The sequence below is a fragment of the Microbispora sp. H10830 genome (assembly GCF_014161375.1).
Taxonomy (GTDB): domain Bacteria; phylum Actinomycetota; class Actinomycetes; order Streptosporangiales; family Streptosporangiaceae; genus Microbispora; species Microbispora catharanthi.
In genome coordinates, this window is the sequence record NZ_JABBWX010000001.1 from 345,282 (window position 1) to 367,244 (window position 21,963).

Below are 21,963 nucleotides of genomic sequence, written 5' to 3' on the forward strand. Positions count from 1 at the left end.
AACGGCTCGCTTTGTGCGAGGCGAATCGGTCAGATGAGGTCGAGCGGATCAATGTTCACACGTACCACGTCGGGCGCCTTGCGCGCGGAGCGCACACCGGAGGCGCCCTTGAGCGCGCGGGCCAGCGCGGACCCGAGGTGGCGCGGCACCCGGACCATGGCCCGTTCCAGCCCGTCCTCCACCGGCACCGGCCCCAGCACCTGCGCCCCGGGAGGCAGCCCGGCGCCCGCCAGCGTCTCCCTGAGCGCCGCACCCGGGCCCGTCAGCGTCGCCATCCGCACGGCCGGGGGAAAGCCCAGCTCGGCCCGCTCGTCGAGCTCGCGTTCGGCGAAGGTGACGGGGTCCCAGCGCAGCAGCGCCTGCACGGCGGGCACCGCGGCGTCGGCCAGGACGACCAGCTCTCCCGCCGGCCGCAGCAGGGCGGCGGCGTTCGTCCAGCGCCGCAGCGCCTCCTCGGCCGCGCGCAGGTCGGGGCGGCCCAGCAGCGCCCATCCGTCGAGCAGCACGGCGGCCGCGTAGCCGCCGTCCGGCACCGGCTCGGCCCCTGGCGTCGCCACGACCAGCGCGGGGGCACCGCTCACCGTCGCGAGCACGCCGTCGCGCCCGCTGGTGCGCACGGCCACCGAAGGAAAGGCCCGGCCCAGCTCCTCGGCGGTGCGCCGCGCGCCCACGATGACGGCCCGCACGCCGGTCCCTCCGCAGGACGGGCAGCGCCAGTCGCCCGCGATCCGGCCGCACCAGCGGCAGTACGGCACGGCGTGCCCGCCGCTCAGCGCGAGCGGGCCCGAGCACACGGGTCCCGTGGCCGTGGGTCCCGTGGCCGTGGGTTCCGCGAGCACGGGTTCCGCGAGCACGGGGTGGGCCGCCCCGGGCGCCGGGACCGGGCGCACCGGCGGCAGGCCCGAGCAGCGGGCGGGGGCGCGGCAGTGGCGGCACGCCAGCGCGGGCAGGTAGCCCCTGCGCGGCACCTGGACGAGCACGGGACCGTGCTCCAGTCCCTCCCGCAGCGCCCGCCAGGCGAGGCTGGGCAGGCGGGCCGCCCTGGCCGCCTGGTCGCGGGCCAGCTCCGCGTCGTCGCCCGCCGGGCGCACCCGGGGCGCCCGGGCCCTGACCGCCGTCCGGTCGGGGACGAGCGGGGCCGCCCAGCCCGTCTCGGCGAGCGCCGTGGCCTCGGCGGTGCGGGCGTAGCCGCCGACGAGCAGGCCCGCCCCGGCCTGGTGCGCCCGCAGGCCGAGGACCTCCCGCGTGTGCGGGTAGGGCGCGTGACGCTCGGCGTGCAGGTCGTCGCCGTCGTCCCAGACGACCGCCAGCCCGAGGCGGGCCACCGGCGCGTACGCCGCGGGGCGGTTGCCCACCACGATCCCGATCTCGCCGCGCAACGCCTTGAGCCAGCGCCGGTAGCGCTCCGCGGGCCCGAGGTCCGCCGTGATCGCCACGTGCGGCGTCTCCCCCAGGGCCGCGGTCACCAGCGCCACGTCCTTGCCGTCGGGCACCACCACGACGACGCCCCGGCCGCCGTCCAGCGTCGCCCGCGCGGCGGCCGCGATCGCGTGCGGCCACGACGGCCCGCCGGCGTCCGTGCCGGGCAGGGCCGTCCACACGGCGCGCGGCGCCCTGCCCTCGGCCAGCGCCTCCAGGAAGGACGCACCCGCCGGGTAGGCCCTCCAGGCGTCGCCGTATGCCCGCACCGCCCGCCGCCCCGCCGCCTCGTGTGGCGCGGCCACGTGTGGCGCGGCCTCCCCTGGCGTCGCCTCCCCGTGGAGCGTCACCGCGTGGATCGCCGCCGCGGGTGCCGCGTCTTCGTGGGCCGCATCCTGCCCGGTGAATCCCGCATCCTGCCCAGTGAATCCCGCATCCTGCTCGGTGGGCCCCGCATCCTGCTCTGTGGGCCCCGCGCCCTCGATGGGGCCTGACTGCTGCGGGCCACCGGCGTCCGCCGTCGCGCGTACGGGCTCGGCGGCAGGCGGGGATACGTCGCCGTCGGCGGCGCCGGGGGAAGCCGCCCGGCGCGCGGGGGTCCTCGCCTCGGCCTCGACCCGGGCGTGCCGCGGCGGAACGGCCAGACGCAGGACGTCGGACATGGTCCCGGCGTACCGGTCGGCCACGGCGCGGGCCAGCCGCGCGATGTCGGGGGTGAGGACGGGCTCCGGGGAGATCACCCGTTCGAGAAAGGACAGCCGGCCCTCGTGCTCGCTCTCGGAGAGCCGTTCGAGCAGGTAGCCGTCGGCGAGCTGCCCGGCGAAGCGGACGCGCACCCGGCAGCCGGGCACCGCCTCGGCGTCCATCGTGGTGGGCACGAGGTAGTCGAAGGGCCGGTCGAGGTGCGGCAGCGGCGTGTCCACGACGACCCTGGCGACGGGAAGGTTCGGCGCCGCCTCGCGCGCGCCCTTGGACGCGCCCGCCCGCCCTGCGCTTCCGCGCGCCCGGTCGGCCGTCCCCCGCGTCCGCTCTGTGCCCCCCCGCGTCCGCTCGGCGGGCCGCTGCGGGGCGGCCGGGGGCGCCGGAAGGAGCGCCTCCTGAGGATGCGGGGCGCGGGTCGGCTCGGTCACGTCTCCGTCCTACCAGACCCGGCGAGCCGCAATCACACGTACGCCCGCCGCCTGTGGACGTCCGGGAATCCGCCGGGCACGCGCAGGCGGCGCCCACCCTCAGAGGCGGGCGCCGCCCGGTGCGACGATGACCGTGGTGCTCGTCAGGCGCAGGTCACAGACCCGCGGCCTTACGCAGGGCGTCGGCCCGGTCCGTGGACTCCCAGGAGAAGCCCTCACGGCCGAAGTGGCCGTAGGCGGCGGTCTCGGAGTAGATCGGGCGCAGCAGGTCGAGGTCGCGGATGATCGCGGCAGGACGCAGGTCGAAGACCTGGAGCACCGCGTCCTGGATCACGTTGACCGGCGCCTTCTCGGTGCCGAACGTCTCGACGAACAGACCGACCGGCTGTGCCTTGCCGATGGCGTAGGCGACCTGGACCTCGCAGCGGTCGGCCAGGCCGGCCGCGACGACGTTCTTGGCGACCCAGCGCATGGCGTAGGCGGCCGAGCGGTCGACCTTGGACGGGTCCTTGCCGGAGAAGGCGCCACCGCCGTGCCGGGCCATGCCGCCGTAGGTGTCGATGATGATCTTGCGGCCGGTGAGCCCGGCGTCGCCCATGGGCCCGCCGATCTCGAAGCGGCCGGTCGGGTTGACCAGCAGGCGGTAGCCCTCGGTCTCGATCTCCAGATCGGCCAGCACCGGCTCGACCACGTGCTCGCGGATGTCGGGCGTCAGCATCTCCCGCAGGTCGATCTCCGGAGCGTGCTGCGTGGAGACGACCACGGTGTCGAGGCGGACGGGCCGGTCACCGTCGTACTCGATGGTGACCTGGGTCTTGCCGTCCGGGCGCAGGTAGGGAACCGTGCCGTTCTTCCGCACCTCGGACAGGCGCCGGGCCATCCGGTGTGCGAGCTGGATCGGCAGCGGCATCAGCTCGGGGGTCTCACGGCAGGCGTAGCCGAACATCAGGCCCTGGTCGCCCGCGCCCTGACGGTCGAAGTCGTCGGAACCCTCGCCCGCGCGGTGCTCGTAGGCGTCGTCCACGCCCTGCGCGATGTCCGGCGACTGCGCGCCGATGGACACCGACACGCCGCAGGAGGCGCCGTCGAAGCCCTTGTGGGAGGCGTCGTAGCCGATCTCGAGGATCTTCTCGCGGATCAGGGCGGGGATGTCGACATAGGTCTCCGTCGTCACCTCGCCGGCGACGTGGACCTGGCCAGTAGTGATCAGCGTCTCGACGGCGACCCGGCTCTTGGGGTCGTCCTTGAGCATGGCGTCGAGAATCGCGTCACTGATCTGGTCGGCGATCTTGTCCGGGTGGCCCTCGGTGACCGACTCGGAGGTGAACAGGCGACGGGACAACTCAGGGCTCCTCATGCAGCGGCTGCTGACGTCCATGAGTGACCGGCGGTAGAGCCCAGCCCCACCGCGGCCACTCGATGCTCACGCGAGTCTAGCCCTAGGCGCTGCGGAGCCGCGAAGCCATCCGGGTTCGGGTCGCCGGGCAGGCCGCGCGCGGGAAGACCCGCCGCGCTCACGGACGGCGTGTCAGAGGTCGGGCAGGGGATCTCTGGGCAGGTCACCGGGCGAGAACGCCTCCGCGTCCGCCGCCGCCACCACGGCGGCGTACTCGTCGTCGACCTCCAGGGTCATGCCACCGATCTCGATGCGGGGTCCCGACCCGAACTCGACCGGCCCGAGGCGGGTGCGGCGGGGGTAGCGTGCCCACACCCCTGACGGCTCGTCCCTGCTGAACATCTTGGTGGACAGCAGGGTGATCGACCGGTCCGTCACCACGACGAGGAACCCGATCGTGGCGGGAGGCGGCAGGGCCACCGCGGGAAACACGTAGCGGATGTCCTCGCCGGGACCGAGCATCGCCCGGCAGCGCTCCCTGATCGTGGCGGACACCGGCATGGCGATCGCTCCCTCAACGCACGACCTGTGGGGGCGGGGCGGGCGCCCGCGCCGGCACCACGCGAAGGTCAGGCGAGACGCTGCGCCACCAAATCCCACACTACGTCGGCGAGATCCTCTTTGGGACCCCTCGGAATCTCGACGGACCCGCCCTCCGCCGTGAGGACGACGGCCGCGTTGTCCGGCGTGCCGAACGCCAGGTTCTCCCCGACCTGGTTCACCACGAGCAGGTCGCAGCCCTTGCGCTCCAGCTTGGCCCGGCCGTTGGCCAGGACGTCGTCGGTCTCCGCCGCGAATCCCACGATCACCCGGGGACGCGGCCCGTCCGCCCCGGCCGCCTTCGCGGCGCCCGGTCCCTCGCCGGTCTCGCGCCCGCCGCCCGCCGCCGCGTCGCCCGCGGCGTACGTCTCCAGCCTGGCCCGGCGGACCTCCCCCAGCTCGGCCAGGATGTCCGGATTTTTCACCAGATGGATGGGGTCGGGATCGGCGGACGACTTCTTGATCTTCGTGTCGCTCTGCCGTACGGGCCGGAAGTCCGCGACCGCGGCGGCCATCACGACCGCGTCGGCGTGCTCGGCCGCCGCGAGGACCGCGTCGCGCAGCTGCCGCGCCGACTCCACCCGCACGACCTTCGCGCCCGCGGGATCGGGCAGCGTCACGTTCGCCGCTACCAGCGTGACCTCCGCGCCCCGGGCGACGGCCGTACGGGCGAGGGCGTATCCCTGCAGCCCGGAAGACCGGTTGCCGATGAACCGCACGGGGTCGATCGCCTCGCGGGTGCCGCCGGCGGAGACGACGACGTGCCGCCCGGCCAGGTCCTCGCGCCGGCTCGCCAGCACACGCCGGCACACCTCGAAGATCTCGGCGGGGTCGGGCAGCCGTCCAGGACCGGTGTCGGCACCGGTGAGCCTGCCGACGGCGGGCTCGATCACGATCGCGCCGCGCTCGCGCAGCGTCGCCACGTTCGCCCGCGTGGCCGAGTGCTCCCACATCTCGGTGTGCATGGCGGGCGCGAACACCACCGGGCAGCGCGCCGTGAGCAGGGTGTTGGTGAGCAGGTCGTTGGCCATGCCGTGCGCGGCGCGGGCCAGCACGTCCGCCGTCGCCGGGGCGACGACCACCAGATCGGCGGACTGCCCGATGCGCACGTGCGGCACCTCGTGCACCGACTCCCACACCTCGGTGGTCACCGGATTGCCCGACAGCGCCGCCCAGGTCGGCTCGCCCACGAACCGCAGAGCGTCCCGGGTCGGCACGACGCGCACGTCGTGACCCGACTCGGTGAACAGGCGGAGCAGCTCGCAGGACTTGTAGACCGCGATGCCGGCGCTCACGCCCAGCACGACAGACGTCATCGACGGAGTGGTGCTCAGCCCTCGATGGGCTCAGAGGTGAGCAGGCCCTCGGAGACCTCGCGCAGGGCGATGGACAGCGGCTTCTCCTGGGCGTGGGTCTCCACGAGGGGCCCCACGTACTCCAGCAGGCCCTCGCCGAGCTGAGAGTAGTAAGCGTTGATCTGGCGCGCCCGCTTCGCACCCATGATCACGAGGCTGTACTTGCTGTCGACGATGTCGAGAAGCGCGTCGATCGACGGGTTGGTGATGCCTTCCGCGTAGGCGGAGCTGCTTGCCACGTCAGTGATTCCCCTGGCTAGGTGAGTGTCCCATCAAGGTTATCAGCCGATGGCACACGCCCTTGACGGACGTGTTGACGATCGTGAGATCGAACTCCTTCTCCGCCGCCAGTTCGATCCGGCCCACCTCCAGGCGGCGGGCGATCACGTCGGGAGGCTCGGTGCCGCGGCCGCGCAGCCGCCGTTCCAGCTCCTCCCAGCTCGGCGGGGCCAGGAACACCAGCAGGGCATCGGGCATCGTCGTACGCACCTGCCTGGCGCCCTGCAGGTCGATCTCCAGCAGAGCGGGGACGCCTGCCGCCAGCTTCTCCAGCACCGGCCGCCTGGGCGTGCCGTACCGGTTGCCGGCGAACTCGGCCCACTCCAGAAGCTCGCCGGAGGCGACGAGCTCGTCGAACTCGTCGTTGCCGGCGAAGAAGTACTCCACGCCGTGCTGCTCCCCCGGACGGGGCTTCCGGGTAGTCACCGAGACCGACAGCCACACCTCAGGGTGGGACCGCCGGAGCTCGGCGACGACCGTGGACTTCCCCACACCCGACGGACCGGACAGGACCGTCAGGCGCGGGCGAGGCATGGAGTCACCGCCGCGCGTCCTGAACCCGCTGGTCGCGACTGCCTCGTGGGCCCGATCTCCAGCGGACCGGGACGTGTCGGTCACTCCGTACCCCCGTGAAACTCGCTCGTACGCCGCCGAGATCAGCTCTCGGCGCCGCCGAACTCGCGCTCCAGGGAGGCGCGCTGGTTGGCGCCGAGACCCCGCACGCGGCGGGATTCGGCGATACCAAGGCGCTCCATGAGCTGCTTGGCGCGGACCTTGCCGACGCCAGGGAGCGACTCCAGCAGAGCCGAGACCTTCATCTTGCCGATGACGTCGTCGGTCTGCCCATCCTTCAGCACCTCAGCCAGAGAAACCGCGCCGTGCTTGAGCCGGTTCTTGACCTCGGCACGCTCCTTGCGTGCCTTGGCAGCCTTCTCAAGAGCTGCGGCGCGCTGCTCGGGGGTCAGGGGAGGAAGAGCCACGCCGGGTCACCTCGAATTTCTTGTCGATGTACTCGGACGGGAGGGGAAACTAGCTGGTCTTGGCCGTAACGGCAACGTCAAGGGCGGTTTCTCGGACTACAAAATTGATTTTACTACTTTTGGTATTGGAAAAGTCACTCTTCGTAGATCAAAACCGCCTCAGCAGGACCGGAGCGGGATGACGCATGGTGACGGCGCCGGAAGCCGCCCGGCGCTCGATCAGGGGCTCACGCGGCGCAGCGCGGCGGCGATCGCGGCGGCCGCCGCACCCGGGTCGGGCGCCCCGGTGATGGGCCGTCCGATCACGAGGAGGTCGGCCCCGTGGGCGATCGCGTCCTCCGGAGTGGCCACCCGCGCCTGGTCCTGGGTGTCGGCGCCGACGGGCCGTACGCCGGGGGTGATCAATGTCACGTCCGGACCGACCTCCGCGCGTACGGCGGCGACCTCCCTGGGCGAGCAGACGAGGGCCTGGGCGCCCGCCCCGACGGCCACGGCGGCCATACGGCGCGCGGCGTCCGCGGGGGGTCCCTGGATACCGATCTCGCGGAGATCGGCCTCAGAAAGCGACGTCAGGAGCGTCACGGCCGCGATCTGGGTGTTGGGGGCCCCCTCGACGGCCGCCCTGACCATCGCGGGGCCCCCCGCGGCGTGCACGGTGAGGTACGTCGGCTTGAGCCGGGCGACCGCCCGGGCGGCGGCGCCGACGGTGTTCGGGATGTCGTGCAGCTTGAGGTCCAGGAAGACCTGCACGCCGCTCGCGCCGCGCACCGAGGCGATCACGTCGGGCCCGTACCGCAGGTAGAGCTCCAGTCCCACCTTCACCGTGGTGACGTGCGGGGTGACCAGGCCGGCCCAGCGGGCCGCGGTCTCCAGGTCGGGCGCGTCCAGGGCGACGGCGATGGGAGCGGGCGTGGTCAAAGCGAACTCTCCTCGAGATCTGATCGCGAACGTGGTTGCGCGCCCGCCGGGCGGTGGGCCAGGCCCACGGCGTCGGCGAGCCGGTCGAACCCGCGCTCCTGCAGAAGCTCCTCAAGCTCCCTCAGGACCCGCGGGCAGGCGTAGGGGTCGTGGAACAGCGCCGTGCCCACCGCGACGGCGCAGGCGCCCGCCAGGACGAGCTCAAGGGCGTCCCTGCCGGTCGAGACGCCGCCCATGCCGATGATCGGCACTCCCGGCAGCGCCGCGTGGACCTGCCACACGCAGCGCACCGCCAGGGGCCGTACGGCGGGGCCGGACAGGCCGCCGGTGCCCGCCGCGAGCGAGGGGCGCATCGTGTCGACGTCGATGCTCATCCCGACCGGGGTGTTGATCATCGCGAGGGCGTCGGCGCCGCCGTCCACGCACGCGCGTGCGACCGCGACGACGTCCGCCACGTCCGGGGACAATTTGGCTATCACCGGCACCTCGTACGGCGTGGCCGCGCGCACCGAGGCCACGACCTCCGCCGCGGCGGCCCCGTCGCGGGCGAACACCCTGCCGCGGTCCTCGACGTTCGGGCACGACAGGTTGATCTCCACGGCGGTGATGCCGTCGACGCCGGCCAGGCGCCGCGCCAGCGCGGTGTACTCGGTCACGGTGCCGCCGCCGATCGACACGACCGTGCGGGCCCCGCGCTCGGCCAGCCAGGGCAGCTCGCGCTCCAGGAACGCCTCGACGCCGGGGCCCTGCAGGCCCACCGCGTTCAGCAGCCCGGAGGGGGTCTCGGCCATCCGCGGCGTCGGCCGTCCCGCGCGGGGGGCCATGGTGATCGACCGGGTGACGAACGCGCCCAGCCGGTGGACGTCGGAGAACTGGGCCAGCTCGCGGCCGGTCCCGCCGCAGCCTGAGGCGGTCAGCACCGGGTTGGGCAGCTCCACATGGGCCAGGTAGGTCCGCAGGTCGGCGGTCACGGCCGCCTCCCCCGCCCCGGCTCAGACATGCCGTCCGCCGGGCGCGCCGAGCGCGTCGAACGGGATCGTCCCGACGTCGTCGAACCGCACCCGCTCGCCCCGGAACACCGGCCCCTCGGTGCAGGCCCGGACCATGCGGGTCACGCCGTCGTCGCCGATGACCGGCACCACACACGTCATGCAGACGCCGATGCCGCAGGCCATGGACTCCTCCACGGCCACCTGCACGGGGATGCCGAGCTCGACGGCGATCGCCGTGACGCCGCGCAGCGTGTCCATCGGCCCGCACGCGTAGACCGCGTCGGCCCGCGCGTCGGCGATCACGCCGGGCAGCACGTCGGTCACCTTGCCGCGCATGCCCAGCGAGCCGTCCTCGGTCGTCAGCGTGGTCGTCTCGCCCATCCGGCGGGCCCGCAGCGCCCCGAAGACCCGGTCGGCCGACGGCGCCCCCAGCACGAAGTCGATGCGGCAGCCCCGCTGCTGCAGCGCGTCCCCCAGCGCGAACAGCGGCGCCGCGCCGTGCTCGTCGCCGACCAGCACGCAGGTGCAGGGGTCGCGGGGCAGAGGGAAGGGACGGCCGAGCGGGCCGACCATGTCGAGCGTGTCGCGCGCCCGCAGGTCGGCGAGCCAGGCCGTCCCGGCACCGCGCACGCCGAAGACGAGCTCCACCGTGCCACCGTAGTCCGGCTTCACGTCATGGATCGTGAAGGCCCGCCGGGTGAGCATCGAGGAGTCGCGGCCCCCGACGGCGACCGTGACGAAGTGGCCGGGCCGGAACCGGTCGGCGATGCCCGGCGCGACGACGGTGAGCGCATGGTAGGCGTCCACGCGGCGCGTCGTCAGCACCGTGCCCGTGACCTGAACCGGACTGCCGGCCACTCTCCGCTCCCTGTTCCTGGCGCTCGCTCCGCTCGCGCGGCTCCGGGCGCCCAAGCCCTCCGCGTGTCCCGGGCTAGTCTCGCAGCCTCCTGGCGTGTTCCTGGAGGGAACACACGTCGATGTCGCCTCTGACGATGTGCTGGATGCCCTGCACTGCGGCGGCCAGGCCCTGGACGGTCGTGATGCAGGCGATGCCGCGGTTGACGGCGGCGGTGCGGATCTCGTACCCGTCCAGGCGCGGCCCGGACTGGCCGGGGCTGCTGAACGGAGTGTTCACGATGAGGTCCACCTCCCCGTCGAGGATGCGCCGCACGATCGTCGACTCGCCGTCGGGGCCGGTGCCGTCGCTGTGCTTGCGCACGATCTTGGCACGGACGCCGTTGCGGCGCAGCACCTCGGCGGTGCCCTCCGTGGCCAGGATCTCGAAGCCGAGGTCCGCGAGCGCCTTCACGGGGAAGATCATGGCCCGCTTGTCCTTGTTCGCGACCGAGACGAACGCCCGTCCCTTGGTCGGCAGCGCGCCGTAGGCCGCCGACTGCGACTTGGCGAAGGCCGTGCCGAAGAACTCGTCGATGCCCATGACCTCGCCGGTCGAGCGCATCTCCGGCCCGAGGACGGTGTCCACGCCGCGGAACCGGTTGAACGGCAGCACCGCCTCCTTGACCGCGACCGGCGCGTCCATCGGCAGCGTGCCGCCGTCGTAGTCGGCCGGCAGCATGCCCTCGGCGCGCAGCTCGGCGATCGTCGCGCCCAGCATCAGCCGCGCCGCCGCCTTGGCCAGCGGCACCGCCGTGGCCTTGGACACGAACGGCACCGTACGGCTGGCCCTGGGGTTGGCCTCCAGGACGTACAGCACGTTGGAGGCCATCGCGTACTGGACGTTCAGCAGGCCGCGCACGCCCACGCCGCGGGCGATGGCCTCGGTGGCCGCGCGGATCCGCTTGATGTCGAAGCCGCCCAGCGTGATCGGCGGCAGCGCGCACGCCGAGTCGCCGGAGTGGATGCCGGCCTCCTCGATGTGCTCCATGACGCCGCCGAGGTACAGCTCCTCGCCGTCGAACAGCGCGTCCACGTCGATCTCGATGGCGTCGTCGAGGAACCGGTCGATCAGCACCGGGTGCTCGGAGGCCGCCTTCTCCATGTACGCCCCGAGGGTGTCCTCGTCGTACACGATGGCCATGCCGGCGCCGCCGAGCACGTACGACGGCCGCACGAGCACCGGGTAACCGATCTCCTCGGCGACCGCCCGCGCCTCCTCCACGGTCGTCGCGGTGCCGTGCCTGGGCGCGGGCAGCCCGGCCTCGGCGAGGACCTGCCCGAACGCGCCCCGGTCCTCGGCGAGGTGGATCGACTCGGGTGAGGTGCCGACCACGGGCACCCCCGCGTCCTTGAGCGCCTGGGCGAGCCCGAGCGGCGTCTGGCCGCCGAGCTGCACGATGACGCCGACGACCGGCCCGGTCTCCTGCTCGGCGTGCACGACCTCCAGGACGTCCTCCAGCGTGAGCGGCTCGAAGTAGAGCCGGTCGGAGGTGTCGTAGTCGGTCGAGACGGTCTCGGGGTTGCAGTTGACCATCACGGTCTCGTAGCCGGCCTTGGCCAGCTCGAACGACGCGTGCACGCAGGCGTAGTCGAACTCGATGCCCTGGCCGATGCGGTTGGGCCCGCTGCCCAGGATGATCACCTTGGGCCGGTCCCCCACCGGCACCTCGTTCTCCTCGTCGTACGTCGAGTAGAGGTACGGCGTGCGCGCGGCGAACTCGGCGGCGCAGGTGTCCACGGTGTTGTAGACCGGCCGGACGCCGTGCTCGTGGCGCCTGGCCCGCACCTGGGGCTCCGGCACGCCCAGGATCTCGGCGATCTGCGCGTCGCTGAAGCCGTGCCGCTTGGCCAGCTCAAGGGTGGGCCGGTCGAGCGCGGTGATCGACCGGGCGACCTCGTCGATCGCGAAGAGCTGGTCGACGAACCACGGGTCCACCGACGTGGCCTCGTGGACCTGCTCGGGGGTCGCGCCCGCCCTGATGGCCTGCTGCATGGTGCGCAGCCGCCCGTCGTGCGGCGTGCGGCAGGCCTCCAGGAGCTCGTCCAGGTCGCCGGGCTCGCCCGTCCAGCTGAACGACGACCCCTTCTTCTCCAGCGACCGCAGCGCCTTCTGCAGCGCCTCGGGGAAGGAGCGGCCGATCGCCATCGCCTCGCCGACCGACTTCATGTGGGTGGTCAGCGTCTGGTCGGCCCCGGCGAACTTCTCGAACGCGAACCTCGGCACCTTGACCACGATGTAGTCGAGCGACGGCTCGAACGACGCCGGGGTCTCCTTGGTGATGTCGTTGGGGATCTCGTCGAGGGTGTAGCCGATCGCGAGCTTGGCGGCGATCTTGGCGATGGGGAAGCCGGTGGCCTTGGACGCCAGCGCCGACGACCGCGACACGCGCGGGTTCATCTCGATGACGATCATCCGGCCGGTCTGCGGGTCGACCGCGAACTGGATGTTGCAGCCGCCGGTGTCCACGCCGACCTCGCGGATGACCGCGATCGCGACGTCGCGCATGTTCTGGTACTCGCGGTCGGTCAGCGTCAGCGCGGGCGCCACCGTCACGCTGTCCCCGGTGTGGACGCCCATCGGGTCGATGTTCTCGATGGAGCACACGATGACCACGTTGTCGTTGCGGTCCCGCATGACCTCGAGCTCGTACTCCTTCCAGCCGAGGATCGACTCCTCCAGGAGCACCTCGGTGGTCGGGGACGCGTCGAGGCCGGCGCCGGCGATGCGGCGCAGCTCCTGCTCGTCGTGGGCGAAGCCGGAGCCCGCGCCGCCCATGGTGAAGCTCGGGCGGACGACGAGCGGGTAGCCCAGCTCACCGGCCGCGCGCAGGCACTCGTCCATGGTGTGGCAGATCAGGCTGCGCGCCGACTCGGCGTTGAGGCCGTGCTCGGCGGCGACCTTGGCGACGATCTCCTTGAACCGCTCGCGGTTCTCCCCCGCCTGGATGGCGTCGATGTCGGCGCCGATCAGCTCGACGCCGTACTTGTCGAGCACGCCCGCCTCGTGCAGCGCCACGGCGGTGTTGAGCGCCGTCTGGCCGCCCAGCGTGGGCAGCAGCGCGTCGGGCCGCTCCTTGGCGATGATCTTCTCGACGATGTCCGGCGTGATCGGCTCGACGTAGGTGGCGTCGGCGAACTCCGGGTCCGTCATGATCGTGGCGGGGTTGCTGTTGACGAGGATGACCCGGAATCCCTCGCTGCGCAGGACGCGGCAGGCCTGGGTGCCGGAGTAGTCGAACTCACACGCCTGTCCGATGACGATCGGGCCGGAGCCGATCACCATGACGGACCTGATGTCCGTACGCTTAGGCACCCTTGGCCCCCTTCTTGTCCATCAGCTCGCAGAACTCGTCGAACAGATATGCCGCGTCGTGCGGGCCCGCGGCCGCCTCGGGGTGGTACTGCACGCTGAACGCGGGGCGGTCCAGCAGGCGCAGCCCCTCCACGCAGTCGTCGTTGAGGTTGACGTGGCTCACCTCGGCCGCGCCGTACGGGGTCTCGAAGGGCCCGTCGAGCGGCGCGCGCACGGCGAAGCCGTGGTTGTGCGCGGAGATCTCGACCTTGCCGGTCCTGCGGTCCTGCACCGGCTGGTTCACTCCGCGGTGGCCGTACCGCAGCTTGTAGGTGCCGAGGCCGAGCGCCCGGCCGAGGATCTGGTTGCCGAAGCAGATGCCGAAGAACGGCACGCTCTCGTCCAGCACCTCGCGCAGGGACTCGACCGCGTACCCGGCCGCGGCGGGGTCACCGGGGCCGTTGGAGAAGAAGACGCCGTCGGGATCGAGGGCGAGGATGTCGGCCGCCTTGGCGGTCGCCGGCAGCACGTGCACCTCGCAGCCCCGCTCGGACATCCGCTGCGGGGTCATGGCCTTGATGCCGAGGTCGACCGCGGCGACGGTGAAGCGCTTGCGCCCGACCGCCGGCACGACGTACGGCTCGGCCGTGCTGACCTCGCGGGCCAGGTCGGCGCCCTCCATGCCGGGCGAGCGCCGCACCCGCTCGACCAGGTCGGCGATCTCGCCGCCCTCACTGAAGATGCCCGCGCGCATCGCGCCGCGCTCGCGCAGGTGGCGGGTGAGGGCGCGGGTGCCGGGCATCGCGATGCCGACCACGCCCTGGTCGCGCAGGTAGTCGTCGAGCGTCCTGCGGGAGCGCCAGTTCGACGGGATCCGGGACGGCTCGCGCACCACGTAGCCCGCGACCCAGACCCTGCGGGACTCGGGGTCCTCGTCGTTGACACCGGTGTTGCCGATGTGCGGGGCGGTCATCGCGACGATCTGGCGGTGGTAGGAGGGGTCGGTGAGCGTCTCCTGGTAGCCGGTCATGCCGGTGTTGAAGACCATCTCGCCGAACGTCTCGCCCACGGCGCCGTACGGCGTTCCCTCGAAGACGCGTCCGTCCTCGAGCACGAGCAGGGCTGTCATACGAGCTTCCCTTCGAGAACGGTGGGGCGGCCGCGCAGGAACGTGGCGACGACGCGGCCGGGCAGGGTCAGCCCCTCGTAGGGGGTGTTGCGGCTCTTCGACGCCATCGCGGCAGGGTCGACCGGCTGCCGGACCGACGGGTCGTACAGCGTGACGTTGCCGGGGGCGCCGGGCTCGATCGGGCGGCCGTGCCCGGTCAGGCGGCCGATCGCGGCCGGCCGCGCGGACATGCGGTCGGCGACACCGGCCCAGTCGAGCAGCCCGGTCTCGACCATGGCCTCCTGGACCACGGACAGGGCGGTCTCCAGGCCGATCATCCCCATGGCCGCCGCGGCCCACTCGGTCTCCTTGTCCTCGACCGGGTGGGGGGCGTGGTCGGTGGCCACGCAGTCGATCGTGCCGTCGGCCAGCGCCTCGCGCAGCGCCCGCACGTCCTCGGCGGTGCGCAGCGGCGGGTTCACCTTGTAGATCGGGTTGTACGGCCCGAGCGGCGAGGTCTCCGCGCAGGAGTCGGTCAGCAGCAGGTGGTGGGGGGTGACCTCGGCGGTCACGTCCCAGCCCTTCGACTTGGCCCAGCGGATGATCTCGACGGAGCCCGCGGTGGAGACGTGGCAGACGTGCAGCCGGGAGCCGACGTGCGCGGCGAGCAGGCAGTCGCGCGCGATGATCGCCTCCTCGGCGACCGCCGGCCAGCCGGTCAGGCCGAGCCTGGCCGAGACCTCGCCCTCGTTGAGCTGGGCGCCCTCGGTCAGCCTGGGCTCCTGGGCGTGCTGGGCCACGACGCCGTCGAACGCCTTGACGTACTCCAGCGCCCGGCGCATCAGCACGGCGTCGGACACGCACTTGCCGTCGTCGGAGAAGACCCGCACGCGGGCCGCGGAGTCGGCCATCGCGCCGAGCTCGGCCAGCTGGCGGCCCTCGAGGCCGGAGGTCACGGCGCCCACGGGCTGCACGTCGCAGTGGCCGTATTCCTGGCCGAGCCGCCAGACCTGTTCCACCACGCCGGCGGTGTCGGCCACCGGGGAGGTGTTGGCCATCGCGTGGACGGCGGTGTACCCGCCCCGCGCCGCGGCCTGGGTGCCGGTCTCGACGGTCTCGGCGTCCTCCCGGCCGGGCTCGCGCAGGTGGGTGTGCAGGTCCACCAGGCCGGGCAGGGCGACCAGCCCGTCGGCGTCGACCGTCTGGTCGGCCTTCGCGCCCGCGAGGTCGCCGGTCTCGGCCACGACGCCGTCGCGCAGCAGGATGTCGCTCGGGGCGCCGCCCAGGATGCGGGCGCCCCTGATGAGGATGGTGGTCACAGTCCCCTCGTGAAGGTCGTACGTGCTCATTCGGCGCCTCCGATCGCGGGCTCGGAACCGCCGAGCAGCAGGTAGAGGACGGCCATCCGGACCGTCACGCCGTTGGCGACCTGCTCGACGATCGTCGAGCGCGGCGAGTCGGCGACTTCCGCGGAGATCTCCATGCCGCGGTTCATCGGGCCGGGGTGCATGACGATGGCGTCGTCGTGCAGGCGGGCGAAGCGGTCGCGGTCGAGGCCGTAGCGGCGGCTGTACTCCCGCGCCGAGGGGAAGTAGGCCGCGTTCATCCGCTCCAGCTGGACCCGCAGCATCATCACGACGTCCGACTTGGGCAGCACGGCGTCGAGGTCGTACGAGATCTGGCAGGGCCAGGTCCCGACCGCCACCGGCAGCAGGGTCGGCGGCGCGACCAGCGTCACCTCCGCGCCGAGCGTGTGCAGCAGCAGCACGTTGGACCGGGCGACCCGGCTGTGCAGCACGTCGCCCACGACGGCGATCTTCAGGCCCTCCAGCCGGCCCAGCCGGCGGCGGATGCTGAAGGCGTCGAGCAGCGCCTGGGTGGGGTGCTCGTGGGTGCCGTCCCCGGCGTTGACCACGCTGCCGCGCACCCAGGTGGCCAGGCGATGCGGCGCGCCCGAGGCGCTGTGCCTGATCACCACGGCGTCGGCGCCCATGGCCTCCAGGGTGAGCGCGGTGTCCTTCAGCGACTCGCCCTTGGACACGCTCGACCCCTTGGCCGAGAAATTGATCACATCGGCCGACAGGCGCTTGGCCGCGGCTTCGAAGGAGATGCGGGTCCGGGTGGAGTCCTCGAAGAAGAGGTTCACCACCGTGCGGCCGCGCAGCGTCGGCAGCTTCTTGATGGACCGCTGCGAGACCCGCGCCAGCTCCTCGGCCGTGTCGAGGATGAGGAGCGCGTCGTCGCGGGTGAGGTCGCCGGTCGAGATCAGGTGACGCTTCATCGGTCGTCCTCCTTGATGAGCACGACCGCGTCGCGCCCGTCCGTCTCCTCCAGGAAGACCTTGACCTTCTCGCTCTTGGAGGTCGGCAGGTTCTTGCCGACGTAGTCGGCGCGGATCGGCAGCTCCCTGTGGCCGCGGTCGACGAGCGTGGCGAGCTGGACGGCCCTGGGCCTGCCCACGTCGTTCAGCGCGTCGAGCGCGGCGCGCACGGTGCGGCCGGAGTAGAGGACGTCGTCCACGAGGACGACGGTCCTGCCGTCCACGCCGTCCGGGGGCAGTTCGGTGCGGCCGAGCGGGCGCGCGGGCCGCAGGCGCAGATCGTCGCGGTACATCGTGACGTCGATGGCGCCGACGGGGACCTTGATCCCTTCGAACTGCGCGATGCGCCCGGCGATGCGATGCGCGAGGGTGGCGCCGCGGGTGGGGATGCCGAGCAGGACGACGCTCTCCGCGCCCCTGGTACGTTCGAGGATCTCGTGCGCGATCCGGGTGAGCGCCCGGTGGATGTCGGGCCCCTCCAGGACGGCACGGGCCTGATTTCGGGCATCAGACATGAAAAAGTCACCGCCTTTCCCGCCTCACGGGACGGGTCTTAAAAGGGTGTCGGTTCTGCTTAGAGTATCAGGGCCGTCTGCGAACCCCCCTCCCGCCAGGGGGGATGGCCCCGGGGGAGCCGTTCGCCCTCGGCGTGACGAGGGGGTGCCGGGAATCTTCGGGAACCTTCCGGTGACGTTCCGGTGACGTTCCGGGGCGTTCGGGGGCCGGGCGAGGGGCGGGCCGGGGATCGGAAGCCGCATCGCGCCGGGTGTCGGTGATTTCGGTGAGAGCACTGTTTGACGCTCTTTTTTCCAATCAGCTTGACCTTTGGGAGTGTCGGCTTTACCGTCACTGTCCGTAACCACAACACGCGACCTTCCTGGGTAAAACCCGACGCAGCGGTCACCGAAGGTGCCGGTCACGGGCACCAGCCCCGGTGTTCGGAACGCTTAGGACAAGGACGCACAATCAAGTGAGAAGAGTCATAGAAAGCCGGGGGCCACACGATGCCGTCTGACTACGCCAAGTCGCTGGGCGCGCGCCTGCGCGCCATCCGGACCCAGCAGGGGCTGTCCCTGCACGGTGTGGAAGAGAAGTCCCGCGGACGGTGGAAGGCCGTCGTCGTGGGCTCCTATGAGCGGGGCGACCGCGCGGTGACCGTGCAGAAGCTCGCCGAGCTCGCGGATTTCTACGGAGTGCCGGTGTCGGAGCTTCTTCCGGGCGGAGCCGCCCCCAGCCCGCTTGCGCCCGCTCCCAAGCTGGTCATCGACCTGGAGCGGCTGTCGCAGCTGCCGAAGGACAAGGCCGGCCCGCTTGCCCGTTACGCCGCCACCATTCAGAGCCAGCGGGGCGACTACAACGGCAAGGTGCTGTCCATCCGGCAGGAGGACCTGCGCTCGCTCGCGGTCATCTATGACAAGTCGCCGGTCGAGCTGACCGAGGAGTTCATCCACTGGGGTGTGCTCGACGCCGAGGCCCGCCGCGCCGTCGAGTCCTTCTGACCTCCCGCCCGGTTCGTACGCGGCTCCCCGTGCCGATGTCCGTCCTCTCCGGCGTAGTCACGGGCGGCGCCTCCGCAAGGGGGAGCCGCCGGTACGAGTGATTCCCGCCACGCGGGGATAGGTCAGGACATGACGTTTTACGTGGGCTCCGAGGTGGGCAGGCTTCGCCGGGTCCTGGTCGACATACCCGAACTCGCGCTCAAGCGGCTCACCCCGGGCAACAAGGACGGCCTGCTGTTCGACGACGTGCTGTGGGTGCACCGCGCGCTGGAGGAGCACCGGGAGTGGTGCGAGGTGCTCGCCGGGCGCGGCGTCACGGTGCACCACCTCGGCGACCTCCTGCGGGAGGTGATCGAGATCCCCGACGCGCGCAAGCACATCCTCGACGGCAGCGTCGACGAGCACTGGTTCGGCCCGCTGGCCGCCGACGCGATCCGCAACACACTCGACGCCCTCGACGCGGACACGCTCGCGCCGCTGCTGACCGGCGGGATCACCAAACGCGAGATCATGGAGCTGGGCTGCGACCCCGGCTCCATCGCCTTCCACACGCTGGGCATGGACGACTTCGTCCTCCCGCCGCTGCCCAACCACCTGTTCGCCCGCGACACCTCCTGCTGGGTGTACGACGGGGTGTCGATCAACGCGATGCGCAAGAAGGCGCGCAGGCGGGAGACCGTCAACTACGAGGCGGTCTACCGGTGGCACCCGCTGTTCGCCGCCGGATACGGCAAGCCCGACGCCGGCGGGTTCAACGTCTGGTACGAGGGCGTGCGCATGGCCCCGGCCACCATCGAGGGTGGCGACGTCCTGGTGCTCGGCAACGGCGTCGTGCTCGTCGGGGTGAGCGAGCGCACCCAGCCGCAGGCCGTGGAGATGCTGGCGACCAATCTGTTCCGTGCGGGGTCGGCGACCCGCATCGTGGCGCTCGATCTGCCCAAGACCCGTGCGTTCATGCACCTCGACACCGTGATGACCAACGTCGACGTGGGCGTGTTCACCAAGTACGCCGGGCTCGGCATGCTCCCGTCGTACACGGTGGAGCCGGGCGACACCGACAAGGAGCTGAAGGTCACCGACCACCCGCCGGAGGACATGCACAAGGCGATCGCGCGGGCCCTCGGCCTTGACGACATCAAGGTCCTCACGCCGACGCAGGACGTGCACGCGGCCGAGCGCGAGCAGTGGGACGACGGCTGCAACGTGCTGGCGCTGGAACCCGGTGTGGTCGTGGCCTACGAGCGCAACACCACGACCAACAACCACCTGCGCAGGCACGGCATCGAGGTCGTCACGATCCGGGGCAGCGAGCTCGGCCGCGGACGCGGCGGGCCACGGTGCATGAGCTGCCCGCTGGAGCGCGACCCCGTCTGATCACCCCGGCGTCGCCTCGTTCCCGGCGTCACGGTGGGCGCCCCGGCTCCGTGGCCGACCCTGGCGCGGGCGCAGTGGGCGCCCGGGCCGCGCCGGACGGGCGAGCGGGGCCATGGGCGGAGACGGAGGTCAGCCGGCCATGGGCAGAGTGGGACGGCCGGGCAGGCCGAGGATCGACTCGACCTCGCCGACGAACCTGTCCGCCTCCGCTATGATTTCCTCTGCGTCGTTCTGCGTGACGGCTCGGACCATGCCGGCCTCGGCCGCCGCGCGCTTGGTCGCGCTCACCGCGAAGTAGGCCGCCCAGTCCGCGAGCTTGGGCTCGGCCTCCGGCAGCAGCTCCCAGGCGCTGCGCAACCGCCGCCTGCGGCCGTCCATCGGCCGCGGACGGGCCGCGAGGATCCCGGCGGCCGCACGGAGGGCCGCCAGGTGGGCCGACACGTAGCGGTCCGCGGGGGTGGGCCCGACGGTTGCGTCCGCGAGGCATGCCCTGGCGTCCGCGAGGTGTGCCAGAACCGCCTGCGAGAGCCGGGGCCCGCTCTTCTGATCGTCGTTCTGCTCAGTCATGCCCGCCTCCTTGAGTCGTGGCACTCCGGCGAAAGTCGCCGGTGACTTCACAGTCGCAGATCGCACCGACAATTTCGCCGGCCGGGAGATCCCGTGAACCGCTCGAGATCGCCCGACGCTTTCTCAGGCTCCCGTGGGCGGCCGGACGAGGAGCTTCCCCTCTCCCCGTCCGGCCCACGCCGCGGGCCGTGCCGCATCCGTCTCCGCCGACGACGAAGGCACGAATCCAACGGGGTGGGCGCGAGCCGCGAGTCCCACGCCCACTCCATCGAACATAGATTCGATCATGTCCTCTGTCAAGGCTGTCAACGAATATGTGTTCGAGGACCACGTTCGAAACACGGGCCGGAGACGGCGGAGGGGCCCCGCGCGACCACCTCGCGCGGGGCCCCTCCGGGGATGGCGCTAGCGCCTGAAGGCGCCCCTGACGTGCACAGGGACACCCTTGCCGAGCATGCCGGGCAGGATCTCGGCCACGTTCATGGGCAGCCGCACGCAGCCGTGCGACGCCGGGTAGAGCGGCACCGACAGCGCGCCGTGGAGCGCGATGCCGCCGTTGAAGAAGATGGGGTTGTAGAGCTGCCCGAGGTAGGACCGGTGCCAGCCCCTGGCCCGCCAGGTGGTCGCGTAGTCGCCGGTCGGCGTGCGCGCGCTGCCGGAGAACCGCTGCCGCTTGCCGTTCCAGGTGGCGTACTCGGTGTAGGGGATGCCGCTGCCGCTGGAGATGTGGCTGATGAGAACCGGCGCGCCGCCCCGGTACAGAACCATCACCTGCTTGGTCAGGTTCACCTCGACGCGGGTCGCCTTGCCCCTGGGCACCAGGACCTTGGGCGCCCGGGGGTTCTCCAGCGCCCTCCAGGTGCGGGCCGCGACCGTGCTGGTCGGCGTGATCCCCTGCACCTTCTGGAACGCCCAGACCGCCGTCAGCGTGGCCCCGCCGTACCGGCCGTCGACGCTGCCGGGCACGTACCCGAGCTCCTTGAGCCGGGCCTGCAGCGCCTTCACGGCGGAGCCCTTGGCGCCGAGCTTGAGCGTCTTGCCCGGGGCGGTGAACGGCGGGTAACCGGTGGCGCGGGCGGGAACGGCGCTTCGCGGCGGGAGCGCGGGGAGCGCGGGGAGCGCCGAGGACGCCTGAAGCGCCGGGAGCGCGGTCCCCGCCGTGACGGTCCCCGCCGGCACGGCGGTGCGCGCCTGCGCCGTGCCGCTCACGCCGGTCGCCGCGAAGGCAGTCGCGAACGTCGCCGCTCCCACCGCGACGAGCAGCCGCCGTCGACCCCTCATCATGACCAACCCCCTCATAAGCCCGTTTCTCGATCAAAGGACTCACCTTACGGTCCGATTGTGAGCCGCGTGATCGTAAGTGGCCATAATCGGCCGCGTATGTCCTGGCAATCCGTTTAGAGTGACCGGGTGGCAGAAAAGTTGCATCCGAACGTCGTCCGGGTTCAGGAGGCCCTGCGGGCCCACGCGGTGACAGGCGAGGTCGTCGTGCTCGACGAGGCCGCCCCGACGGCCGCCACGGCGGCGGCCCAGCTGGGCTGCGAGGTCGGCGCGATCGCCAACAGCCTGATCTTCGACGCGGACGGCGCGCCGCTGCTGGTGCTGACCAGCGGCGCCCACCGTGTGAACACCGATCTGATCGCGCGGCTCGTGGGCGCGGCGAAGGTGCGGCGGGCCACGCCGGAGTTCGTCCGCGAGCACACCGGGCAGCCCATCGGCGGCGTCGCCCCGGCCGGGCACCCCGCGCCCGTACGGACGCTGGTGGACACCTGGCTGAGCAAGCACGACGTCGTGTGGGCCGCCGCGGGGCACCCCCACACCGTCTTCCCCACGTCCTACGACGAGCTGCTGCGTATCACCGGGGGCACGGCCGCCGAGGTGGAGTGACGCCTGCCGG

General features: G+C 72.3%; 20 protein-coding genes. 3 read left to right on the plus strand and 17 right to left on the minus strand.

The genetic code is table 11. The features are described 5' to 3' along the window. Window positions 1-29: 29 nt before the first annotated feature. From HHX35_RS01580 to pyrR, 15 genes are all read right to left on the minus strand, one after another. Window positions 30-2,549 (minus strand): primosomal protein N', encoded by a 2,520-nt coding sequence (locus HHX35_RS01580; protein ID WP_310738841.1) that lies wholly within the window; start codon window positions 2,547-2,549, stop codon window positions 30-32. A 154-nt stretch (window positions 2,550-2,703) separates the two neighbouring features. Continuing rightward, the gene (gene metK, locus HHX35_RS01585; protein ID WP_139574472.1) at window positions 2,704-3,891 is read right to left on the minus strand and encodes a methionine adenosyltransferase; all 1,188 of its coding nucleotides are present in this window, start codon (window positions 3,889-3,891) and stop codon (window positions 2,704-2,706) included. A gap of 186 nt (window positions 3,892-4,077) precedes the next feature. Then, window positions 4,078-4,446: a hypothetical protein gene (locus HHX35_RS01590; protein ID WP_079320031.1), complete on the minus strand. Its 369-nt coding sequence runs from the start codon at window positions 4,444-4,446 to the stop codon at window positions 4,078-4,080. 68 nt (window positions 4,447-4,514) lie between these two features. Next, on the minus strand, window positions 4,515-5,801 hold the full coding sequence (gene coaBC, locus HHX35_RS01595; protein ID WP_182897243.1) for a bifunctional phosphopantothenoylcysteine decarboxylase/phosphopantothenate--cysteine ligase CoaBC: 1,287 nt from the start codon (window positions 5,799-5,801) through the stop codon (window positions 4,515-4,517). Between the two features lie 14 nt (window positions 5,802-5,815). After that, complete coding sequence (gene rpoZ / locus HHX35_RS01600) at window positions 5,816-6,079, minus strand: DNA-directed RNA polymerase subunit omega (RefSeq protein WP_030508986.1); 264 nt, start codon at window positions 6,077-6,079, stop codon at window positions 5,816-5,818. Between the two features lies 1 nt (window position 6,080). Then, a complete protein-coding gene (gene gmk / locus HHX35_RS01605; protein WP_182897244.1) occupies window positions 6,081-6,653 on the minus strand; it encodes a guanylate kinase in 573 nt (190 codons plus the stop codon). Between the two features lie 122 nt (window positions 6,654-6,775). Next, a complete protein-coding gene (gene mihF / locus HHX35_RS01610) occupies window positions 6,776-7,099 on the minus strand; it encodes an integration host factor, actinobacterial type (RefSeq protein ID WP_030450375.1) in 324 nt (107 codons plus the stop codon). Between the two features lie 219 nt (window positions 7,100-7,318). Next, the gene (pyrF, locus tag HHX35_RS01615; RefSeq protein WP_139574475.1) at window positions 7,319-8,017 is read right to left on the minus strand and encodes an orotidine-5'-phosphate decarboxylase; all 699 of its coding nucleotides are present in this window, start codon (window positions 8,015-8,017) and stop codon (window positions 7,319-7,321) included. Then, window positions 8,014-8,988 (minus strand): dihydroorotate dehydrogenase, encoded by a 975-nt coding sequence (locus HHX35_RS01620; RefSeq protein ID WP_182897245.1) that lies wholly within the window; start codon window positions 8,986-8,988, stop codon window positions 8,014-8,016. The genes pyrF and HHX35_RS01620 overlap by 4 nt, the downstream gene beginning before the upstream one ends. Before the next feature lie 21 nt (window positions 8,989-9,009). Then, entirely contained in the window at window positions 9,010-9,867 is an 858-nt protein-coding gene (locus HHX35_RS01625) for a dihydroorotate dehydrogenase electron transfer subunit (RefSeq protein ID WP_182897246.1), read from the minus strand. Window positions 9,868-9,940: 73 nt separating this feature from the next. After that, window positions 9,941-13,219, minus strand: coding sequence for a carbamoyl-phosphate synthase large subunit (gene carB / locus HHX35_RS01630; RefSeq protein WP_182897247.1), 3,279 nt, complete (start codon window positions 13,217-13,219; stop codon window positions 9,941-9,943). After that, window positions 13,212-14,327: a glutamine-hydrolyzing carbamoyl-phosphate synthase small subunit gene (gene carA, locus HHX35_RS01635; protein WP_142556694.1), complete on the minus strand. Its 1,116-nt coding sequence runs from the start codon at window positions 14,325-14,327 to the stop codon at window positions 13,212-13,214. Before carA ends, carB begins: the two co-directional genes overlap by 8 nt. Beyond that, window positions 14,324-15,625: a dihydroorotase gene (locus HHX35_RS01640; protein WP_182897248.1), complete on the minus strand. Its 1,302-nt coding sequence runs from the start codon at window positions 15,623-15,625 to the stop codon at window positions 14,324-14,326. The genes carA and HHX35_RS01640 overlap by 4 nt, the downstream gene beginning before the upstream one ends. A 26-nt stretch (window positions 15,626-15,651) precedes the next feature. Further along, complete coding sequence (locus tag HHX35_RS01645) at window positions 15,652-16,587, minus strand: aspartate carbamoyltransferase catalytic subunit (protein ID WP_139574480.1); 936 nt, start codon at window positions 16,585-16,587, stop codon at window positions 15,652-15,654. Continuing rightward, window positions 16,584-17,141, minus strand: coding sequence for a bifunctional pyr operon transcriptional regulator/uracil phosphoribosyltransferase PyrR (pyrR, locus tag HHX35_RS01650; protein ID WP_139574481.1), 558 nt, complete (start codon window positions 17,139-17,141; stop codon window positions 16,584-16,586). The genes HHX35_RS01645 and pyrR overlap by 4 nt, the downstream gene beginning before the upstream one ends. 489 nt (window positions 17,142-17,630) lie before the next feature. On the opposite strand from pyrR, the gene HHX35_RS01655 reads away from it, so the two are divergent. After that, entirely contained in the window at window positions 17,631-18,125 is a 495-nt protein-coding gene (locus HHX35_RS01655) for a transcriptional regulator (RefSeq protein ID WP_030508976.1), read from the plus strand. A 129-nt stretch (window positions 18,126-18,254) separates the two neighbouring features. After that, window positions 18,255-19,499 (plus strand): arginine deiminase, encoded by a 1,245-nt coding sequence (locus HHX35_RS01660; RefSeq protein ID WP_182897249.1) that lies wholly within the window; start codon window positions 18,255-18,257, stop codon window positions 19,497-19,499. Window positions 19,500-19,628: 129 nt separating this feature from the next. Here HHX35_RS01660 and HHX35_RS01665 read toward each other — a convergent pair whose 3' ends face one another. Beyond that, on the minus strand, window positions 19,629-20,066 hold the full coding sequence (locus HHX35_RS01665; RefSeq protein WP_076432068.1) for an SAV_6107 family HEPN domain-containing protein: 438 nt from the start codon (window positions 20,064-20,066) through the stop codon (window positions 19,629-19,631). A 405-nt stretch (window positions 20,067-20,471) separates the two neighbouring features. Next, window positions 20,472-21,350, minus strand: a complete 879-nt coding sequence (locus tag HHX35_RS01670) for a L,D-transpeptidase family protein (protein WP_259404677.1) — start codon at window positions 21,348-21,350, stop codon at window positions 20,472-20,474. A gap of 126 nt (window positions 21,351-21,476) precedes the next feature. Here HHX35_RS01670 and HHX35_RS01675 point away from each other — a divergent pair, with 126 nt between their 5' ends. Next, window positions 21,477-21,953 carry a YbaK/EbsC family protein gene (locus tag HHX35_RS01675; RefSeq protein ID WP_182897250.1) on the plus strand — a complete coding sequence of 159 codons (477 nt, stop codon included), beginning with the start codon at window positions 21,477-21,479 and terminating at the stop codon, window positions 21,951-21,953. Window positions 21,954-21,963: the final 10 nt, after the last annotated feature.